Genomic DNA, 18262 nt, shown 5'->3' on the forward strand with positions numbered 1-18262 from the left:
CCTTGCTCCGTTCGGGGCACGCACAGCCGCGATTAGTCACACCGCAGAGCGCCCGTTCGAGGGACACCCGTGCCGGTCCGTACGCGTAAAACCCTGGTAACGCGTCGGCGCCACACCCTCGCCGTTTCCCGCCCTTCGCAGGTCACAGGCCCTGTCAGTGGTCTGGTCCACTGGCTCAACGCGCGGCTGGCCCAGTACTCTTGACGCCCCTTCACCTCAGGTCACAGAGTGTGCGCGCACGTCCGCAACGGCTCCACCCGGCTCTACGAAGGGTTGTCATGACGTCCAAGCAGAGGACCAGGCTCGCACTCGCCTTCACCACCGCCGGGGCACTGAGCCTCGCGCTGCTCAGCCCGGCCGCCCAGGCCGGCGCCGACGGGGTCCGGCCCGAGTGCCCGCGAGGTCTCGCCTGCGACTGGGTCCCGGCCGCCTACCAGCAGACCGGCGACCCGGCCGACAAGGAGACGTACGGCAACTACGACACCGCCGACCGGCCGCACACCAACAAGATCAAGTTCATCGTGCTGCACGACACCGAGGAGGACTTCGACACCACGCTGAAGATCTTCCAGAACCCGCTGAAGCAGACCTCGGCCCACTACGTCGTGCGCTCCGCCGACGGCCACGTCACCCAGATGGTCAAGAACAAGGACGTCGCCTGGCAGGCCGGCAACTGGTACGTCAACAGCCACTCCATCGGCATCGAACAGGAAGGCGTCGCCGTCGAGGGCGCCCAGTGGTACACGCCCGAGATGTACCGTTCGACCGCCACCCTCGTGCGCTACCTGGCCGCCAAGTACGACATCCCGCTCGATCGCCAGCACATCATCGGCCACGACGGCGTCCCGCCCACCAGCGCCGCCGGCACCAAGAACATGCACTGGGACCCGGGCACCTACTGGGACTGGAACCACTTCATGACGCTGCTCGGCGAGCCCACCGTGCCGACCGCCCGCCCCGGCAGCCAACTGGTCACCGTCAGCCCGGACTTCAGGAAGAACAAGCAGGCGTTCCGCGACTGCGAGAAGAAGGTGGACCTGCCCGTCCAGGGCTCCAGCGCCGTCCCGCTGCACACCGCGCCCTCCGACGACGCGCCCCTCTTCTCCGACCCCGGCATCCACCCGGACGGCTCGCCCGGCACCAACTGCGCGGCCGACTGGGGCAGCAAGATCAGCGCCACCCAGCAGGCCGTCGTCGCCGGCCACGCCCCCGGCTGGACGGCCATCTGGTGGTACGGCGAGAAGGCGTGGTTCCGCACCCCCGCCCACACCCGCACCACCGTCCCCACCTCCGGCTACGTCGTCCGCCCGAAGGCGGGCAGGACGGAGGTGCCGGTGTACGGGGTCGCCTACCCGGAGAAGTCGGAGTACCCGGCGGACTTCGCCGACCAGCGGGTCGGCGCGCCCCTCCAGTACACGATCAAGGCCGGCCAGTCGTACCCCGGCGGCGGCGAGGCGCCCACCGGCTTCTTCTACGCACCGACGATCGACGCCTCCTACCCGCTGGACCACTCGTACTTCACGGGCAAGGAGAAGTACGTGACGGTCCAGATCGGCCACCGCGTCGCCTTCGTCAAGGCGTCCGACGTGGACATCGTGCGCGCCCGCTGAGGCCCGGCGCCCGCACACAACAGCGCGCCGCGGACCCGGTGTGTCGGCACCGGACCCGCGGCGCGCCCCGCGGGGCCGGACGGTCAGCGCGTGCCGACCGCCGCCCGCACGGCGTTCCGGGCCATCGCGCAGTCGTCGTGCAGCCGGCGCAGCAGCAGCCGCTGCTCCTCGCCCGGGGCGAGCGCGCCCGGCCGCTCCTGCACGGCGGCCCGGGCCGGCCCGCCCTCCCGCATGGCCCGCTGCACGGCCGTCTCGTACCGACGGATCTCCCGCGTGAGTACGAGCATCAGGTTGACCAGGAACGCGTCGCGAGCCGCCGGGCCGGCGACCTGCGCCAGCTTGCTGATCTCGCGCCGGGCCACCGGGGCGTCACCCAGCACGGTCCACAGCGTCGCCAGGTCGTACCCCGGCAGATACCAGCCCGCGTGCTCCCAGTCCACCAGCACCGGACCCGTGGGCGACAGCAGGATGTTGGACAGCAGCGCGTCCCCGTGGCAGAACTGCCCCATCGCCTGGCGCCCGCCGGAGTGGGCGATCCCGTGCAGCAGCTTCTGCAGGTCGCCCAGGTCCCGGTCGGTGAAGAGACCCAGCTCGTGGTAGCGGTTGATCCGGGCCGCGTAGTCCAGCGGCGCCTCGAACAGGCCCGCCGGCGGACGCCAGGCGTTCACCCGCGCGACCGCCCCGAGCACGGCGCGCAGGTCCGCGCGGGGCGGCGCCTCGGCCGGGTGGCGCGTCAGGGCGGCCACCCGGCCCGGCATCCGCTCGATGACCAGCGTGCAGTTCTCCGGGTCGGCGGCGATGAGCCGGGGCACCCGTACCGGCGGGCGGTGCCGGACGAACGCCCGGTATGCCGCTATTTCGTGCTGGAACCGCTCCGACCACGCGGGGGAGTGGTCCAGTAAACACTTAGCGACCGCCGTCGCGCGCCCTGTGGAACCGACCAGCAGCACCGAGCGCCCGCTGCGCCGCAGCACCTGCACCGGATTGAACTCCGGGCAGATCCGGTGCACGGAGGCGATCACCATCCTCAGCTGGGCACCCTGGGCGCCCGACAGGTCCAGCCGTCCGCCGAGCGAGGGGGCACCGGGCCCCCCCGGCCGCCGGGGCCGCCCGATGCCGGGGGCCGGAAGGGTGGCGCGCGGGTCGAGATACGGTCCGCCGCCCGCCTGGAGGGGACGGAGCGGCCGGGGCGGGGCGGACACGGAGGACGATGCTGTGTACATGGGCGATACAGATCCCTTCGTGCGCCGACAAGTTGCGTGCGCCACCCCGGCCGGCGGCCGTTCGGCACCCTGGGGAGTACCTAGGGCTGCCGGGCGGGGTTGCGCTTTCTTACCTGACACCGGCGCACGGGTGTCTCTCGACATAGCGCACCCTGGCGAACCCTGGCGAATAGTCGCAAGGCATCTGACACGGGGTTACTGTCAACACAGCCGAGAACCTGGGGGCTTGACGTGACCGGAGAACCCAACACCCGCCTGTCCGACCTGTTCGGCCTTGCCGGCTGGTCCAAGGGCGAACTCGCGAGAATGGTGAACCGGAAGGCGGCGGCCATGGGCCACCTGCAACTGGCCACCGACACCTCGCGCGTGAGGCGCTGGATCGACATGGGGGAGTCCCCCCGCGATCCCGTTCCGAAGGTGCTGGCGGCTCTGTTCACCGAGCGGCTCGGTCGTGTCGTGACCATCGAGGACCTCGGGTTCGGCCGGCGCGGGCGTGCAGGGAAGCGGCGAGAGGCCGGGACGCAGGACAATCCCGAGCAACTCCCGTGGCCGCCCGAACGGACGGCAGCGGTCCTCACCGAATTCACGGGAATGGACCTCATGCTCAACCGACGCGGCTTGATGAGCGCGGGCGCCGTGCTCGCCGCCGGCTCCGCCATCGCCGGCCCCATGTACGACTGGCTGCACACCGACCCCGCACTGGCGGCGGCGGCCCCGCACGCCGGAGACCCCCTGCACGCGGACCAGGCCGGCTTCGACCGGTACGAGGCCGCCCCCATCGGCTCCGAGGAGATCGAGGCCCTGGAGCGGTCCGTCGAGGTCTTCCGCGCCTGGGACGCCTCCCGGGGCGGCGGCCTCCAGCGGAAGGCCGTGGTGGGCCAGCTCAACGAGGTGGGCGGCATGCTCTCCTACCACCACCCCGCCCACCTCCAGAAGCGGTTGTGGGGCGTCGCCGCCAACCTCGCTGTCCTGGCGGGGTGGATGTCGCACGACGTCGGCCTCGAACCCACCGCGCAGAAGTACTTCGTCATCGCCGCGCACGCGGCACGCGAGGGCGGCGACCGCCCGCGCGCCGGCGAGGCCCTGTCCCGCGCGGCCCGCCAGATGGTCCACCTCGGCCGTCCCGACGACGCGCTGGACCTGATGAAGCTCGCCAAGTCCGGTTCGGGCGACGCCGTCCTGCCGCGCACCCAGGCGATGCTCTGCACCATCGAGGCGTGGGCGCAGGCTTCTATGGGCCGGGGGCAGGCCATGCGGCGCACCCTGGGCCGGGCCGAGGAGCTCTTCGTCTCGGACAAGGCCGATGTGCCCCCGCCCAGTTGGATGCAGATGTTCGACGAGGCCGACATGCACGGTATGCAGGCCCTCGCCTTCCGTACCCTCGCCGAACACGACCCCTCGGCGGCGGTCATCGCCCAGCGGCACGCGAAGCAGGCCCTGGAGCTGCGGGTCAACGGCCGCGAGCGGTCCAAGATCTTCGACTACATCTCGCTCGCCTCGGCGTGCTTCATCGCCGACGACCCGGAGCAGGCCGACCGCTACGCCCGGCTCGCGCTCGTGACGATGGGGGAGACCTCGTCCCACCGGACGTGGGACCGGCTGCGCGAGATGTACCGGCTGACCGGGCAGTTCTCCGGCTACGCGAAGATCGAGAACCTGCGGGAGGAGATCCAGCTCGCCGTGCCGCCGAGCCAGCGCAAGAAGGCGGGGAGCGCCGAGATCTGAGGAGTCCCGGGACGCGATGAGCGCCGGGTTCCGCAGGAGGGGTCTGCCCTTTCCTCACGCCCCGACGCGGGCGATCAGCAAGCACGCGTCGTCCAGTCGCTCCGCCGAGCCGAACGCCTCGACGACGATCCGTACGCATTCCTGCGCCGAGCTTGCCTCAGCGAAGCGAGGGGCCAGCCCCAGCAGTGTGTCCGTGCCCGGGCGCGCACCCCCGTGCCCGGCGGCATCGTTGCGGGCCAGTCCGTCGGTGTGCAGCACGAGCACGTCGCCGGGGAGCAGCTGTGTCTCGGCCTGCTCGTAGGCGGCACCGGAGGCGGCTCCGAGCAGCACCCCGTCCGGCATCGGCAACGGGCGTCCGGTGCCGTCACGGAAGAGAAGGGGAGCGGGGTGTCCGGCCTGCGCCCAGTCCAGGGTGCGCGTCGCCGGGTCGAACCTGCCGCACACGGCGCTGCCCAGCGCCGGCTGAATGGAGGTGTCCAGCAACTGGTTGAGGTGCCCGAGGAGGGCGCCGGGCTCGATGCCGGCCATCGTCATGCCGCGCACCGCGCCCATCACCACCGCCATGGCGGAGGTGGCCTGGACGCCGTGGCCGGTGAGATCGCCCACGGTGAGCATCGTCCTGCCGTCCGGCAGCTCCATGGCGTCGTACCAGCCGCCGCCGACCAGGGCGCTCGTCTCGGACGGCAGGTAGTGGGCGGCGATGTCCAGGGCGTCCGGCCCGCTGTCGGGGAGCCGGAGGGAGGTCTGCCACGGCGGGAGGACGGCTTCCGCCGGCTCCGCCGCGGCCCGGTGTCCGGCGCCGGGCCGTTCGCGGCGCAGCGAGTCGTGGGTGCGGCGCACCACCTGCTGGCTGCGTCGCAGCGCGCTGACGTCCCGCAGGACGGCCCACATGGAAGCGGTGCAGCCGTCCGTGTCGAGCACGGGCTCGCCCATCATGTGCAGGGTCCGGACGCGCCCGTCGGTGTGCCGGATGCGGAATTCGCCGTCTATCGGCTTGCCGTCCACCAGGCAGTCCGTGACGAGCGCGGTGAGTAACGGCTGGTCCTCGGGGAGCAGCAGGGAGGGCAGGGCATCCAGCGAGAGCCCGCCCGCCTCCGGATCCCGGCCGAAGATCCGGAACAGCTCGTCGGACCAGCTGACCTCGTCGGTGAGCAGATTCCACTCGGCGCTGCCGACCCTGCCGATCAAGGAGCCCGCGGGTTCGTCGGCGGTGTCCGAGGGCTCCGCCGGCAGGACGTCCCGGAGCTGTCCCAGATGCGCGCCGAGGTCGTCCAGGTGGTGCACCGCCAGCTCGCACAGCGCACGCTGCCACCGCGTTCGCGGGTCGTCCTCATCCACGCGCACGGCGTCGCGACGCACCGCGTCCACATCGCCGCGCAGGCGGCGCGTGCGGTGGATCAACGCGTCGACTGCGCCGCGCTCGGGCGGCTGCGGGGCGGATCGGTCCGCGGAGAGGGGGGACGGCATGTCGTACTCCGATACAGGGCGGTACAACCAGTGACGAAGGGTGGACCGCATACGACTTTCGCACAGCCGGAGGAGGCCCGTAAGTGGTTTGGCAACACTCGATGCGTTCTTGCATCCGGCATATGCCAGCGGCTGACTGTAACCCATCCCTTTTCGAACAGCCTTGCTGCTGGCGGTGGTTGGTGCAAGTCGCGAGTCGAACGGAGGGCGGGAGCAGCCGGGAATGCGGGGGAGGGGTGCCGTGTTGTACGGGCAGAACGAAAACGAATCCCGTTCTCATAGACGTCCGGGGTCCGTGATCGTCACCGCGTACGACCGTCCGCGTCCAGGAAGGAACGCCCATGAAGTCCCGTATCCACCCCGTCTCCCGTCCGGTGGTCTTCCGTGACCGTGCCGCCGGGACGGCCTTCCTCACTCGCTCCACCGCCGACTCCGAGCGGCGCGTGACCTGGGAGGACGGCCGCAGTTACCCCGTCATCGACGTGGAGACCTCGTCGGCGAGCCATCCCTTCTACACGGGTGCCCGGCAGGTGCTGGACACGGCGGGCCGGATCGAACGGTTCCACCGCCGTTACGGCAACGAGGCTTCCGCGGCCCGGTGAGCCGGGCGCCCTGCGGGCCGCCCGCCCCGTGCCCTCGATCACAGTCCGGGGCACGGATTACGGGGAACAGACAGTGATGGTTTATCGTTCACCTATATGTGGATGACGCCCTGAGCGCCCGCATTCAAGCCGCCCCGGCTGGATTCCCCCGATCCGGCCGGGGCTTCCCCTTTCCCGGCCCGGCCGCCGCCTGCCCCGGCCCGGCCTCCATCAGCAGCGCGGCCACCGCCGGCGCCACGGCCGCCACCGCGCCGCCCTCGGGCCACAGCCGCACGGCCAGCGCCGCGAGCGCGGCACCCGCCACCACGGCGCCCAGCCTCCCCGCGGCCCAGCCGTCGTCGCCCCGCCGCGCTCCCCCCACGAGGCGGCCGATGAGCGACGTCAGCGTGCCGGTGAAGTAGTTCGTGGGCGTTGCCCGCACCCGCCCCTGGATGCCCATCGCGAGCCCCATGAGCACCAGCAGGCCCAGCCGGTCCGTATCCGACGCCACCAGCCCGGCCGCCCACAGCCCCGCCCCCGCCGCCAGCAGAACCACCTCGGCCAGCAGCATCAACGGCACCCGCCGCCACATCCGCTCACCGGCCAGTGCGGCACCGGTGACCCCGCAGCCGTACGCGACCAGCGCGGTGACCACGCGCAGTGCGACCCCCTTCTCGCCCGCCCCGGCGGCCGAGGCACCCAGCAGCACCAGGTTCCCGGTCATCACCCCGGCGAAGACCTGGCCGACACAGAGGAAGACGAACGCGTCCGTCGCCCCGGACGCCGCCGACAGCAGCAACAGCGAGACGCGCTCCCGCCCCCTCACTCCAGCCCACGCGCCTGCCGGAACCGGGCCAGGCCGTCGGCCAGCCGCACCACGGGCTCCGGGTAGTCCAGCCGTTCCCGCTCCTCGTCCGGCAGCTTCCACGGCTCGTGCACGGCGGATCCGGAGACCGGTGACAGCTCCGGCACCCAGCGCCGGACGTACTCGCCGTCCGGGTCCAGCCGCTTGCCCTGCACGACGGGGTTGAGCACCCGGTTGGGGCGGCTGTCGGTGCCCGTGCCCGCCATCCACTGCCAGTTCATCTGGTTGTTGGGGACGTCGCCGTCCACCAGGAGGTCCAGGAAGTGGCGTGCCCCGACCCGCCAGTCCACGTACAGCGTCTTGGTCAGGAAGGAGGCGGTGAGCAGCCGGCCCCGGTTGTGCATCCAGCCCTCGTGGCGCAGCTGGCGCATCGCGGCGTCGACCATCGGATAGCCGGTGCGCCCCTGCCGCCATGCCTCGACCTCGTCCGCCGCGTCCGCTTCGGACCGCCACCGGTCGTGCTTGTCACGGTAGTTCACGTGCGAGGAGGCGGGCCGGGCCGCGAGCACCTGGTAGTGGAACTCCCGCCAGCACAACTGCCGCACGAACGCCTCGGCCCCCGCGCCGCCCGCCTCCCGCGACCGGTGGACCAGCTCGACGGGGGACAGGGTGCCGAAGTGCAGGTGCGGCGAGAGCCGCGAGGTGCCGTCGGCCGCCAGGTCGTCGTGCCGGTCCTCGTACGCGGCGAGCCCGCGCCGCCGCCAGGCCGCGAACGCCTTGCGCCCCGCCTCCTCGCCCCCATCGGCGAGCCCTTCCGACACACCGGAGACGTCGCCGCGGGCGGGCACCTTCTCGGAGCGCGGCTCCCTCGGGACCCGGACCGTGCGCGGTGCGCCGAACACGTCGCGCAGCCGCTCCTGCGACCAGCGCCTGAAGTACGGGGTGAAGACGGCGAAGTGGTCCGAGGAGGCAGGCGTCACGGCGCCGGGCGCCACCGCGGTGACCACGCCGTCGTGGACGCGCAGGCGGCGCCCGTCCGCCTCCAGCGCCTCCCGCAGCCGCTCCTCGCGGTGGCGGGCGTACGCGCTGACGCCCGCCGCCACGTGCACCTCGTCGGCGCCGGCCTCCGAGGCGACCGCGCACACCTCATCGGCCACGTCCCCGGACCGGATGACCAGTCGCCCGCCCCGCTCGCGCAGTCCGGCGTCCAGGTCGCGCAGGCAGTCGGCGAGGAACGCGCGCCGGTTCGGGGCGTCGAAACCCGCCGCCCCGATGGCGCTGTCCAGGACGAACAGAGGCACGATCTCACCGGCCGACGCGAGAGCGGCGTGCAGCGGCGGATGGTCGTGCAGACGGAGGTCGGCGGTGAACAGGACGACCGCAACGGTCATGGCGCAACTCCAGATGGGGGCGGGGACAGCCATGCTGCCGTCACCCGGCCGGCCCGGGACGCACCGTTCAGGGCGACACCGCCGGTATCGCCCGTCCGGGTGACGTCCGGTTCTCCGCCGCCCGCGCGATATTGCGCGCCATCCCGCCGAACACCACGGCGTGGAACGGCGAGACGCTCCACCAGTACGCGTGCCCGAGCAGCCCGCGCGGATGGAACAGGGCCCGCTGCCGGTAGCGCGAACGGCCCTCCCCGTCCCGTTCCACGTACATCTCCAGCCAGGCCGGGCCCGGCAGCCGCATCTCCGCCCGCAGCCGCAGCAGGTGCCCCCGCTCGATCTCCTCGACCCGCCAGAAGTCCAGCGAGTCGCCCACCCGCAGCCGGTCCGTGTCGCGTCGGCCGCGCCGCAGGCCGACCCCGCCCACCAGCCGGTCCAGCCAGCCGCGCACCGCCCAGGCCAGCGGGAACGAATACCAGCCGTGCTCCCCGCCGATGCCCTCCACCACCCGCCACAGGGCCTCGGGCGACGCGTCCACCCGGCGCTCCCGCACGTCCGTGTACAGGCTGCCGCCCGCCCAGTCGGGGTCCGTGGGCAGTGGGTCGCTGGGCACGCCCGGCACCGAGGCGGAGGACCACCGGGTGGTGACCCGGGCCTCCCGGATCCGTTGCAGCGCCAGGCGCAGCGCGGTGTCGAAGGAGAACGGCTGCCCCGCCCCGTCGGGGACGTATCCCGCGATGTCGTGCTCCCGGCACACCACCTCGTACCGCAGGGACTCCGCGAGCGGCCGGGCGATCGACGCGGGCACGGGAGTGATGAGCCCGACCCAGTGGCTGGAAAGACCCGGTGACAGCATCGGCACGGGCAGGATCACCCGGTGGGGCAGCTGCGCCACCTCCGCGTAACGCTGCATCATGTCCCGGTACGTGAGGACGTCGGGACCGCCGATGTCGAACGTGCGGTTCACGTCCCGGGGCATGCGGGCGCTGCCCACCAGATAGCGCAGCACGTCGCGGACGGCGATGGGCTGGATGCGCGTCGAGACCCAGCTCGGCGTCACCATCACCGGCAGCCGCTCGGTGAGGTAGCGCAGCATCTCGAAGGACGCGGAGCCCGAGCCGATGATGACGGCGGCCCGCAGCGCGGTCGTCGGCACGCCGGAGTCCAGCAGGATGCGCCCGACCTCGGCCCGGGAGCGCAGATGCGGCGACAGCTCCCGCTCGGACACGCCTTCGGGGGTGAGGCCGCCCAGATAGACGATGCGGCCGACCCCGGCGGCCCGCGCCCGCTCCGCGAAGGCCGTGGCGGCCCGCCGGTCGGTCTCCTCGAAACCGGCCCCGGTCGTCAGCGCGTGCACCAGGTAGTAGGCCACGTCGATGCCGTCCATCGCCGGGGCGAGCGAGGCCGCGTCCGTGACATCGCCGCGTACGGTCTCCACCTCGTCCGCCCACGGGTGGTCGCGCAGCTTCTCCGGGGTGCGGGCCAGGCAGCGCACCCGGTGCCCGGCCGCCAGCAGCTCCGGGACCAGGCGGCCGCCGATGTAGCCGCTGGCTCCGGTGACCAGGCAGTTCAGGGGGGCGTCGGCGTGGTCGTCCGTCATGGGACCTCCGCATCGGTCCGGATGCGCCGGGCCGTGCGGGACCGGCCTGTCGCGACCAGTCTGACGCCGGAAGGCCCGTTCCGCACGGCGCGGGAGTGGTCCGGCGCTCGCGGGGCATCCGTGGCCCATGGACGCAGCGGCGGCAAGACCTCAGCGGGACACGGCCCGGCGCAAGGGATGGGGGCGGCTCCTGCTGCGCGTCTCCATCCTGGTGCTGGCCTTCGTGGCCATGGTCGGATTCTCGGTCGTGCTGGCGAAGGTGACGCTCACCCCGTCGCCCGCCTCCGAGGAACTCGTGAAGTCGAACCTGCACCCGGGCCGTTCGCTGCGGCAGTACGCCGAGGACTACACGTTCCTGGCGGCGTGCAAGCAGGCCGGCGGCAATCTGCTGCTCGGCATGCCCTTCGGCGTCCTGCTGCCCATCCTCGTCCCGCGACGGCTCCGGATGCTCCGCATGTTCCTGCTCACCGTCGCGGTCATCGCCCTCGTGGAACTGGTGCAGGGGGCGGTCGTACGGGGCCGCGCCTTCGACGTGGACGACGTCATCCTCAACACGGCGGGCGCCCTGCTGGCCTACCTGCTGGTGGGGCGGCGCCTGAGCCACCGTTACCACGTCCTCGCGGAGGACCCGGAGCGAGCGCCGGCGGACTCCCCGAAGGCCGCGCCCCGTACGAAGGCCGCGCGTACGAAGCCGAAGCCCCGTACGAAGGCCGCGCCCCGCCGTACCGGGCGGCCCGCGTCCGTCTGGTCGCGGCTGCGGCACGGCGTCCGCCGCGGGGCCGTGCGCGGCCGGCCCCGCAAGCGCTGACCTGCGGCGGTACGGCTACCCGATCGGCCCGTGGCCGATTGCGGCCCCTGTCCGGCGGGCCGACGGTGGAAGGCCACCGCCGAAGAGGAGCGACATGACCGACGCCCAGTGGAGCCCGGGGCCGCGCGCCGGGGACGCCGACGAGTTCCGGCCCGTGCTGGACGTCGTGGAGCCCGCCCGCCAACGGCGGCTCACCGTCCTCTTCCGGCTGCTCCTGCTGATCCCGCACTTCATCGTGCTGTTCTTCCTGGAGATCGGGGCCTTCTTCACCGTCGTCTTCGGCTGGTTCGCCGCCCTGGCGCTCGGCCGGCTGCCCGGGCCCGTCTACCGTTTCCTCGCCCAGGTCCTGGCCTACCGGACACGCGTCGGCGCGAGCGCCATGCTCCTCGTCGACCGCTACCCGCCCTTCAGCCTGTCCCAGCCGCCGGACCACCCCGTCCGCATCGACGTCCGCCCGACGCGGCTGAACCGGCTCGCCGTGTTCTTCCGGCTGATCCTGGTCATCCCCGCCGCCATCGTGCAGGGCCTCGCGACGTCCGGCTGGTCCGTCCTGGCCCTCCTGTGGTGGCTCATCACCCTCATCCTGGGGCGCATGCCCCGCCCGCTGTTCGAGGCCACGGCGGCCACCCTGCGCTACGAGATGCGGGTCTCCGCCTACTTCTCCCTGCTCAGCCCCGCCTACCCCAAGGGACTCTTCGGCGACGACGACCTCTCCGTACCGCAGGGCCGGCCACGCTCCGCCACCAGGCCGCTGGTCATGAGCACCGCGGGCAAGGCGCTGGTGGTCCTCTTCCTGGTCCTCGGGCTCGTCGGCGGTGCCACGACTTCCGTGACCCGCTCCGGCTCGAACGGCGACGACTACGGCATGGGCGCGTAAAACCACTCGTACGAACAGCCGTTCAGGGTGCATGATCGCTGGATGACCTGGACCGCACCCGCAGCCACCCGTACGCCCGGCTCGCTCGTCGCCGCCGAACGGGAGATGCTCACCGGCTATCTCGGCTGGTTCCGTTCGACCCTCCTCCAGAAGTGCGCCGGACTCACCGGTGAACAGCTCGCCGAACGGACCGTGGAGCCGTCGAACCTGTCCCTGCTGGGGCTCGTACGCCACATGGCCAAGGTCGAACGCACCTGGTTCCGGCAGCGGTTCGCCGGGCAGGAGCTGGAGCCCCTGTACGACCCGGCCAAGGGCAGGGACGCGGATTTCGAGGACCTGGACCCCGCCACGGCCGCCGAGGACTACGCCCGGCTGGTCGAGGAGTGCCGGCTCGCCGACGAGATCGTCGCCGGCGCCTCGCTGGACGACACGTTCACCCACAACGGGGAGGTGTACTCGCTGCGCCTCGTCCACGTCCACATGATCGGGGAGTACGCGCGCCACATCGGCCACGCCGACCTGGTGCGCGAGCGGCTGGACGGGGTCACCGGGGCCTGAGGGGCCTGGGCGGGCGCCGGGGCCGGCCCCGGCGCGGGCCGTCCTGCGTGAACCCGGCGGGCCGGGTCATACGGACCGTATGACCTCCACCGACCCGGCGACAGAACCGTCCACGAAGCCCGGCCCGGCCGACGACGGCCGCCGCCGCCGTCGCAACCGCCGCTGGGGGCGCGCCGCCGCCTTATGCGCGGGCGCACTCGCCCTGCTGCTCCTCGGCACCCGCCTCAGCCTGCTGCCCGGCCTGGGCGACATCTTCGGCGAGGAGACCCACGACCGTACGGGCCCCGCGGTGCTCAAGTCGATCCAGGACATGAGCAGGTACGAGGCGGCGGCCGGCAACTTCCAGGTCGTGGTCGACCTGGAGAAGGACACCAAGTACGTCCCCGACGTGATCCGGGGCAGCCGCACGCTGTACGTCGGAGCCGGCACCGTGTCCGCGTACGTCGACCTCGGGCGCGTGACGAGCGGGGGAGTGGTCGTGAACGAGGACCGCACCACCGCCGAACTCCGGCTCCCGCACGCGGTCCTGGGCAAGCCGGCGCTCGACCCCGACCGCTCCTACGCGGTGTCGAAGCAGCGCGGCCTCCTCGACCGGCTCGGCGACTTCTTCTCCGACAACCCCGGCAGTGAACAGGCCGTCAACAAGCTGGCCGCACGCCACATCGGCGACGCGGCAAAGGAGAGCGGCCTGGCGCAGCGCGCCGAGAAGAACACCACCGCGATGCTCAAGGGCCTGCTCGAATCCCTGGGCTTCGAGCAGGTCACGGTCCGCTACGGCACCGAGGGCACCGGCCGTTCCTGACCGCGACACGACGGCCGGGGCGGATTAGCCCGGCCCCAGAAGTCGTTGAAGCCATGATGAGATGCCGCGGCCGACCAGGTGCCACGGCGGACAGACCGACGACGGGACAGAACACATGCCTCTCCAGGGCGAGTACGAGCCGAGCCCCTCCCAGTGGGTTCGCGACCAGGTCGAGCAGTACGAGAGCTCGGGCGGCACGGAAGGGACGACGATGCGCGGCATGCCCGTCATCATCCTGACGACCGTGGGAGCCAAGAGCGGGAAGATCCGCAAGACGCCCCTGATGCGCGTCGAGCACGACGGCCGGTACGCGGTGGTCGCCTCCCAGGGCGGCGCCCCGACGCACCCCGTCTGGTACCACAACCTCAAGGCCGAGCCGCGCGCCGAGCTCCAGGACGGCCCGGAGCGGCGTGACATGACGGCACGTGAGGTGACCGGCGCCGAGAAGGAGCAGTGGTGGGAACGCGCGGTCGACGCGTTCCCCGACTACGCCGACTACCAGAAGAAGACGGACCGGCAGATCCCGGTGTTCGTACTGGAGCCGGTGGACGGGAGCCACTGAGGCACGTCGGGATAGTGTCCAGCTCGGCCCCCAGGGGGTGGGGCCGAGCGGAAGGATGCGGAACCAGATGACGACAGACAACTCCGACCTCGTCGCCTTCGTCAGGGCGCGCCTCGACGAGGAAGAGGACCTCGCGCGGGCGGCCGGCGGCGAGGCATGGCGGTGCCCGGCCGAGTCGCCGGGCGAGATCCACGACCGGGGCGGCGCGATCGCCTTCACCCTGCGTACGCACGGCCACGCCTACGACCGGCACATCGTCCGCCAGGACCCGGCCCGGACGCTCCAGCGCATCGAGACCAACCGGGTCCTCCTGGACGAGTACGCCGAGGTGGCCGCGCTCGACGTGGACCGCCCGCAGCGCGACTTCGCCTCGGGCCGGGCCTTCGGCCTGGGCTTCGTGGTCCGGCAGCTGGCCGCCGAGAACGCGGGCCACCCCGACTACCTGGTGAAGTGGCTGCCCCGGTTCACCCAGTAGCGGACGGGTCCGTCGGCTCAGAGCGCGTTCATCCCGTGGTCGCCCTTGGTGGTCACCTGGTCGCTCCGCTCCTGGAGCCGGCGGGCCTTGTCCTCCAGGCGCCGCCGCTCCCGGGGGTCCGATGTGCGCTCGGCGGTCTCCCGCATCTCCTCGGCCTTCGCCCGGATGCGCTCGGCCCGGCCGCCGGTCTCGTCCGCAACGCTCATGATCACTCCAGGTTCTCGGTGGAGAGCCGTCCATCCCAGCGAACCAGCGCGCCCGCGCACCCGCATCTCGGACGCGGGTCGCGCCGCATCGATGTCCGGATGTGACAGGGAACCGTCATTGCGGCCATCCGCGGGGCCCACGAGGATGGAGTCATGTCCACCGCACACCGCGTCGTCATCGCGGTCTTCCCCGGCGTCGATCTCCTCGACGTCTCCGGCCCCGCCGAGGTCTTCGCCCTGGCCAACAGGGTCTCCGGGGGCCGCGACCGCTACCGGGTCCGGCTCGCCGGTCCCGAGGCGGGCGAGGTCCGGACCTCGGCGGGGGTGCGGCTGCTGACCGACCTCACCTTCGGCGAGGTGGGCCGGGAGGTCGACACCCTGCTGGTGCCCGGCGCGGTCGACGTCACCGACGCCGGGCCCGTCGCCCGGATCGACGCCGACATCGTGACCTGGGTGAGGCAGACCGCCCCGCACGCCCGCCGGGTGGCGTCCGTGTGCGTCGGCGCGCATCTGCTGGCAGCCGCCGGGCTCCTGGACGGGAAGACGGCGACCACGCACTGGTCGACCGCCGCCCAGCTGGCCGCCGCGCACCCGGAGGTCACGGTCGACGCGGACCCGATCTTCGTACGCGCCGACCGGGGCCGGGTGTGGACCGGCGCGGGCATCAGCGCCTGCCTGGACCTCGCGCTCGCCCTGGTGGCCGAGGACCTGGGCGAGGACACCGCGCTCGCTGTGGCACGCCAGCTGGTGATGTACCTCAAGCGGCAGGGCGGACAGAGCCAGTTCTCCGTACCCCTGAGCAGACCGGCCGCCTCCCGGCGCGAGATCGACGCGCTGCGGCTGTGGATCGCGGACCACCTCGACCAGGACCTGTCCGCACCGGTGCTCGCGGCGCGGATGTGTCTGAGCGAGCGCCACTTCGCCCGGGTCTTCAAACAGGAGACCGGCGTCTCGCCGGCCGCCTATGTGGAGTCCGCCCGCGTCGAGGCGGCCCGCCGGCTCCTGGAGACGACCGACGACCCGCTCGACCGGGTGGCGTCCGCCTCCGGACTCGGGTCGGCGGAGACCCTGCACCGTGTGTTCCGGCGGCAGATCGCCACCACACCGGCCGCCTACCGCCGCCGCTTCCGTACCCACGCGGCCTGACCGGTCCGGACACCCCGACAACCACCGCCGGGCACGGCGGACGGCTCCGCCCTGCCCGAAACACTTCCGGCGAACCGGGAAACAACCCCCAGAAAGGCACCACCATGACCACGAACCAGCCCTCCGCGACCCTCCGCGAGGTCTCCGGCCTGGACGCCCGGCTGCCCCGGCTGAGCGAATCCGTCCTGATCCTCATCGACGTCCAGAACACCTACCGCACCGGCGTCATGGCCCTGGAGGGCGCCGAGGAGGCCGTCGCGGCCTGCGCGCGGCTCCTGGACCGGGCCAGGGCCGCGGGCACGCCGGTGATCCATGTCATCCACGACGGCGGCGAGGGCTCCCCGTACGACATCCGCGAGCACATCGGCGCCCTCAGCGACGAAGTGGCGCCCCGCGAGGGCGAGGCGGTGGTCGTCAAGCAGTTCCCGAACTCCTTCCACCGCACGGAGCTGGAGAACACCCTCACCGCCCTGGGCGCGGAGCCCGGCAGCGGCAAGGACCTGGTGCTCGCCGGGTTCATGGCCCACATGTGCGTCACGCACACCGCGCAGGGCGCGTTCAACCTCGGCTACCGGCCCGCCGTCGTCGCCGAGGCCACGGCCACCCGCAGCCTGGCCTCGCCCGACGGCACGGTGGTCCCGGCCGCAGCGCTGAAGACCGCCGCGCTCACCGCCGTGGGCGACCTCTTCGCCCCCGTCGCCGCCACGGTGGACGACCTCCCCGCCTGACGGGGCCCCGGGCGGGAGACGTCAGCGCTCGACCGACGTGGTCGTGAAGCGGTCGCCGCAGACACGGATCTGCGGGTCCCGCAGGGTCAGCGCCTCCTTGGAGCCCGGCGGGTACACCCGCAGGTAGTCGCCCTGCTTCCAGCAGCCGCCGTCCGCGATGCCCTGGTTCAGCGTGTGCAGCACGACGTGCGCCGTCCTGCCGGGAGCCAGCGTCGTCGCCCCGTGCGAGGCGCCGTCCCGTTCGGCCGGTGCGCCGATGACGGCGCCGTCGCGCTGGATCAGGGACACGCCGGGGAAGCCGTTCAGGGCGCAGGAGTGCCCGGACTTGTTCACGAAGGTGAGCTCGTAGTAGACCTGCCCGGCGCCGCCGTCGCCGCGCTTCACGCTCATGCCCAGGCCCTCGGCCGTGCACCGGCCGGGACCGGAGGCGCCGGCCCCGGACCCGCTGGACGCGGCGGGGGAGGACGGCGCCGTCGCCGGGGGCGAGGAGGCCGGGCCGGAAGGCTGCGGCGAGGTCCGGGCGGGGGCCGTCGTCCCGGCGTGGGCCGCGGGCGAGGGCGCGCCCTCAACTCCGGAGCCGTCGTCGTCGCAGCCCGCCGCGACGAGGGCGAAGGACATCATCGCGACCGGCGCGAGGAGGCAGCGGCGGAGCGTACGCGCTCTCCCGGCCGCCTTGCGCCCTCGCGGACGGGGCGCGTGTCCGAACGGTGCGGGGGCGGCGGTGGTGCGAGAAAGTGAGCCCATAAGGGACGGGTGCTCGATTTTCTTGCGGTCCAACCTGATGATCTGGCAAAGAATCCAGCTGCTCCGGAGCGGCCCCGAGGCGGCGGAGCTGGGCATCACGCTGAGCAGCCGCGGTGGGGCGCGTCACTCCGGATCCGGCCGGACCACCGGCAGCCCCGCCGTCCCCGCCGCCCCGGCCAGCACCTCGCGGAGCATCGCCGGGGTGAGCCGGCCGGTGAAGACGTTGCGCTGGCTGACGTGGTAGCAGCCGAACACCGTCAGCGGGTGGCCCGCCCCGCCGGCCGGTTGCAGCACCGTACGGGCGCCGTGGCCGAACACCGGCCTGGGCCGGGGCACCCGCCACCCGGCGCGTTCCAGGGCGGCCAGGGTCGCCTGCCAGCCGAAGCCGCCGAGCACGACGACCGACCGCACCGTGGGCCGCAGCAACTGGAGCTCCCGGGCCAGCCACGGCCGGCACGTGTCCCGCTCGCCCGGAGTAGGGCGGTTTCCGGGAGGCGCGCAGTGGACCGGCGACGTCACCCTGACCCCGTACAGTTCGAGCCCGTCGGCCAGGTCCGTCACCGTGGCCCGGGAGGCCAGCCCCAGTTCGTACAGCGTGGCGTACAGCAGGTCCCCGGCCCGGTCGCCGGTGAACATCCTGCCGGTCCGGTTCCCGCCGTGCGCGGCAGGCGCCAGGCCCGTGATGGCCAGGGAGGCGTCGGGGGGCCCGAAGCCGGGTACGGGACGGGCCCAGTACTCCCAGTCGCGGAACGCGGCGCGCTTGGTCCGGGCGGCCTCCTCGCGCCACTCCACGAGGCGGGGGCAGGCACGGCAGGTGACCAGCCGCCCGTCGAGCCCGGCCAGCGTACGGGAGCGGGCGGCGGCCCGTACGGGGTAGTCCTCGGCGGTGGACATGATCGACCCGCTTCCGCGTTCCTGACTTCCGCCCGGTGGCGTGTTCACCGGAATGAGCGTACC

The 18262-nt window shown here is 72.8% G+C and carries 19 protein-coding genes; 11 read left to right on the forward strand and 8 right to left on the reverse strand.

Annotated elements, in window-relative coordinates; translation table 11 throughout:
- Window positions 1–278: 278 nt before the first annotated feature.
- Window positions 279–1610: an N-acetylmuramoyl-L-alanine amidase gene (locus tag ACZ6C6_RS06995; RefSeq protein WP_469199901.1), complete on the forward strand. Its 1332-nt coding sequence runs from the start codon at window positions 279–281 to the stop codon at window positions 1608–1610.
- 83 nt (window positions 1611–1693) lie between these two features.
- Here ACZ6C6_RS06995 and ACZ6C6_RS07000 read toward each other — a convergent pair whose 3' ends face one another.
- Window positions 1694–2833: an aminoglycoside phosphotransferase family protein gene (locus tag ACZ6C6_RS07000; RefSeq protein WP_469199903.1), complete on the reverse strand. Its 1140-nt coding sequence runs from the start codon at window positions 2831–2833 to the stop codon at window positions 1694–1696.
- Window positions 2834–3064: 231 nt separating this feature from the next.
- Here ACZ6C6_RS07000 and ACZ6C6_RS07005 point away from each other — a divergent pair, with 231 nt between their 5' ends.
- Window positions 3065–4558, forward strand: a complete 1494-nt coding sequence (locus tag ACZ6C6_RS07005) for a DNA-binding protein NsdB (protein ID WP_469199904.1) — start codon at window positions 3065–3067, stop codon at window positions 4556–4558.
- 54 nt (window positions 4559–4612) lie between these two features.
- Here ACZ6C6_RS07005 and ACZ6C6_RS07010 read toward each other — a convergent pair whose 3' ends face one another.
- The gene (locus tag ACZ6C6_RS07010; RefSeq protein ID WP_469199906.1) at window positions 4613–6025 is read right to left on the reverse strand and encodes a PP2C family protein-serine/threonine phosphatase; all 1413 of its coding nucleotides are present in this window, start codon (window positions 6023–6025) and stop codon (window positions 4613–4615) included.
- 341 nt (window positions 6026–6366) lie between these two features.
- On the opposite strand from ACZ6C6_RS07010, the gene ACZ6C6_RS07015 reads away from it, so the two are divergent.
- Window positions 6367–6627 carry a type B 50S ribosomal protein L31 gene (locus tag ACZ6C6_RS07015; RefSeq protein ID WP_469199908.1) on the forward strand — a complete coding sequence of 87 codons (261 nt, stop codon included), beginning with the start codon at window positions 6367–6369 and terminating at the stop codon, window positions 6625–6627.
- A 124-nt stretch (window positions 6628–6751) separates the two neighbouring features.
- Here the strand turns inward: ACZ6C6_RS07015 and ACZ6C6_RS07020 are convergent, their stop codons facing one another.
- From ACZ6C6_RS07020 to ACZ6C6_RS07030, 3 genes are all read right to left on the reverse strand, one after another.
- Window positions 6752–7405 (reverse strand): YoaK family protein, encoded by a 654-nt coding sequence (locus tag ACZ6C6_RS07020; RefSeq protein WP_469200845.1) that lies wholly within the window; start codon window positions 7403–7405, stop codon window positions 6752–6754.
- A 23-nt stretch (window positions 7406–7428) separates the two neighbouring features.
- Entirely contained in the window at window positions 7429–8802 is a 1374-nt protein-coding gene (locus tag ACZ6C6_RS07025) for a cryptochrome/photolyase family protein (protein ID WP_469199910.1), read from the reverse strand.
- A gap of 67 nt (window positions 8803–8869) precedes the next feature.
- Window positions 8870–10399, reverse strand: coding sequence for an SDR family oxidoreductase (locus ACZ6C6_RS07030; RefSeq protein ID WP_469199912.1), 1530 nt, complete (start codon window positions 10397–10399; stop codon window positions 8870–8872).
- Between the two features lie 127 nt (window positions 10400–10526).
- Between ACZ6C6_RS07030 and ACZ6C6_RS07035 the strand changes: the two genes are divergently transcribed.
- The 6 genes from ACZ6C6_RS07035 (at window position 10527) to ACZ6C6_RS07060 (ending at window position 14481) form a co-directional block, all read left to right on the forward strand.
- Entirely contained in the window at window positions 10527–11207 is a 681-nt protein-coding gene (locus tag ACZ6C6_RS07035) for a VanZ family protein (protein ID WP_469199914.1), read from the forward strand.
- 94 nt (window positions 11208–11301) lie between these two features.
- On the forward strand, window positions 11302–12084 hold the full coding sequence (locus tag ACZ6C6_RS07040; RefSeq protein ID WP_469199916.1) for a DUF4389 domain-containing protein: 783 nt from the start codon (window positions 11302–11304) through the stop codon (window positions 12082–12084).
- Window positions 12085–12126: 42 nt separating this feature from the next.
- Window positions 12127–12642: a DinB family protein gene (locus ACZ6C6_RS07045; protein WP_469199918.1), complete on the forward strand. Its 516-nt coding sequence runs from the start codon at window positions 12127–12129 to the stop codon at window positions 12640–12642.
- 79 nt (window positions 12643–12721) lie between these two features.
- Window positions 12722–13444, forward strand: coding sequence for a DUF4230 domain-containing protein (locus ACZ6C6_RS07050; RefSeq protein ID WP_469199920.1), 723 nt, complete (start codon window positions 12722–12724; stop codon window positions 13442–13444).
- Window positions 13445–13559: 115 nt separating this feature from the next.
- A complete protein-coding gene (locus tag ACZ6C6_RS07055) occupies window positions 13560–14006 on the forward strand; it encodes a nitroreductase family deazaflavin-dependent oxidoreductase (RefSeq protein WP_469199922.1) in 447 nt (148 codons plus the stop codon).
- Window positions 14007–14073: 67 nt separating this feature from the next.
- Window positions 14074–14481: a DUF6221 family protein gene (locus tag ACZ6C6_RS07060; RefSeq protein WP_383300465.1), complete on the forward strand. Its 408-nt coding sequence runs from the start codon at window positions 14074–14076 to the stop codon at window positions 14479–14481.
- A gap of 17 nt (window positions 14482–14498) precedes the next feature.
- Here ACZ6C6_RS07060 and ACZ6C6_RS07065 read toward each other — a convergent pair whose 3' ends face one another.
- A complete protein-coding gene (locus tag ACZ6C6_RS07065; protein WP_469199924.1) occupies window positions 14499–14687 on the reverse strand; it encodes a DUF6381 family protein in 189 nt (62 codons plus the stop codon).
- A gap of 153 nt (window positions 14688–14840) precedes the next feature.
- On the opposite strand from ACZ6C6_RS07065, the gene ACZ6C6_RS07070 reads away from it, so the two are divergent.
- The gene (locus tag ACZ6C6_RS07070) at window positions 14841–15833 is read left to right on the forward strand and encodes a GlxA family transcriptional regulator (RefSeq protein ID WP_469199926.1); all 993 of its coding nucleotides are present in this window, start codon (window positions 14841–14843) and stop codon (window positions 15831–15833) included.
- Between the two features lie 104 nt (window positions 15834–15937).
- Window positions 15938–16561, forward strand: coding sequence for a cysteine hydrolase family protein (locus tag ACZ6C6_RS07075; RefSeq protein WP_469199928.1), 624 nt, complete (start codon window positions 15938–15940; stop codon window positions 16559–16561).
- 21 nt (window positions 16562–16582) lie between these two features.
- Here the strand turns inward: ACZ6C6_RS07075 and ACZ6C6_RS07080 are convergent, their stop codons facing one another.
- Window positions 16583–17305 carry a DUF4232 domain-containing protein gene (locus tag ACZ6C6_RS07080; protein WP_469199930.1) on the reverse strand — a complete coding sequence of 241 codons (723 nt, stop codon included), beginning with the start codon at window positions 17303–17305 and terminating at the stop codon, window positions 16583–16585.
- Between the two features lie 123 nt (window positions 17306–17428).
- A complete protein-coding gene (locus ACZ6C6_RS07085; RefSeq protein WP_469200847.1) occupies window positions 17429–18199 on the reverse strand; it encodes a uracil-DNA glycosylase in 771 nt (256 codons plus the stop codon).
- Window positions 18200–18262 lie beyond the last annotated feature (63 nt).

The sequence above is a fragment of the Streptomyces sp. NPDC041814 genome (assembly GCF_055590565.1).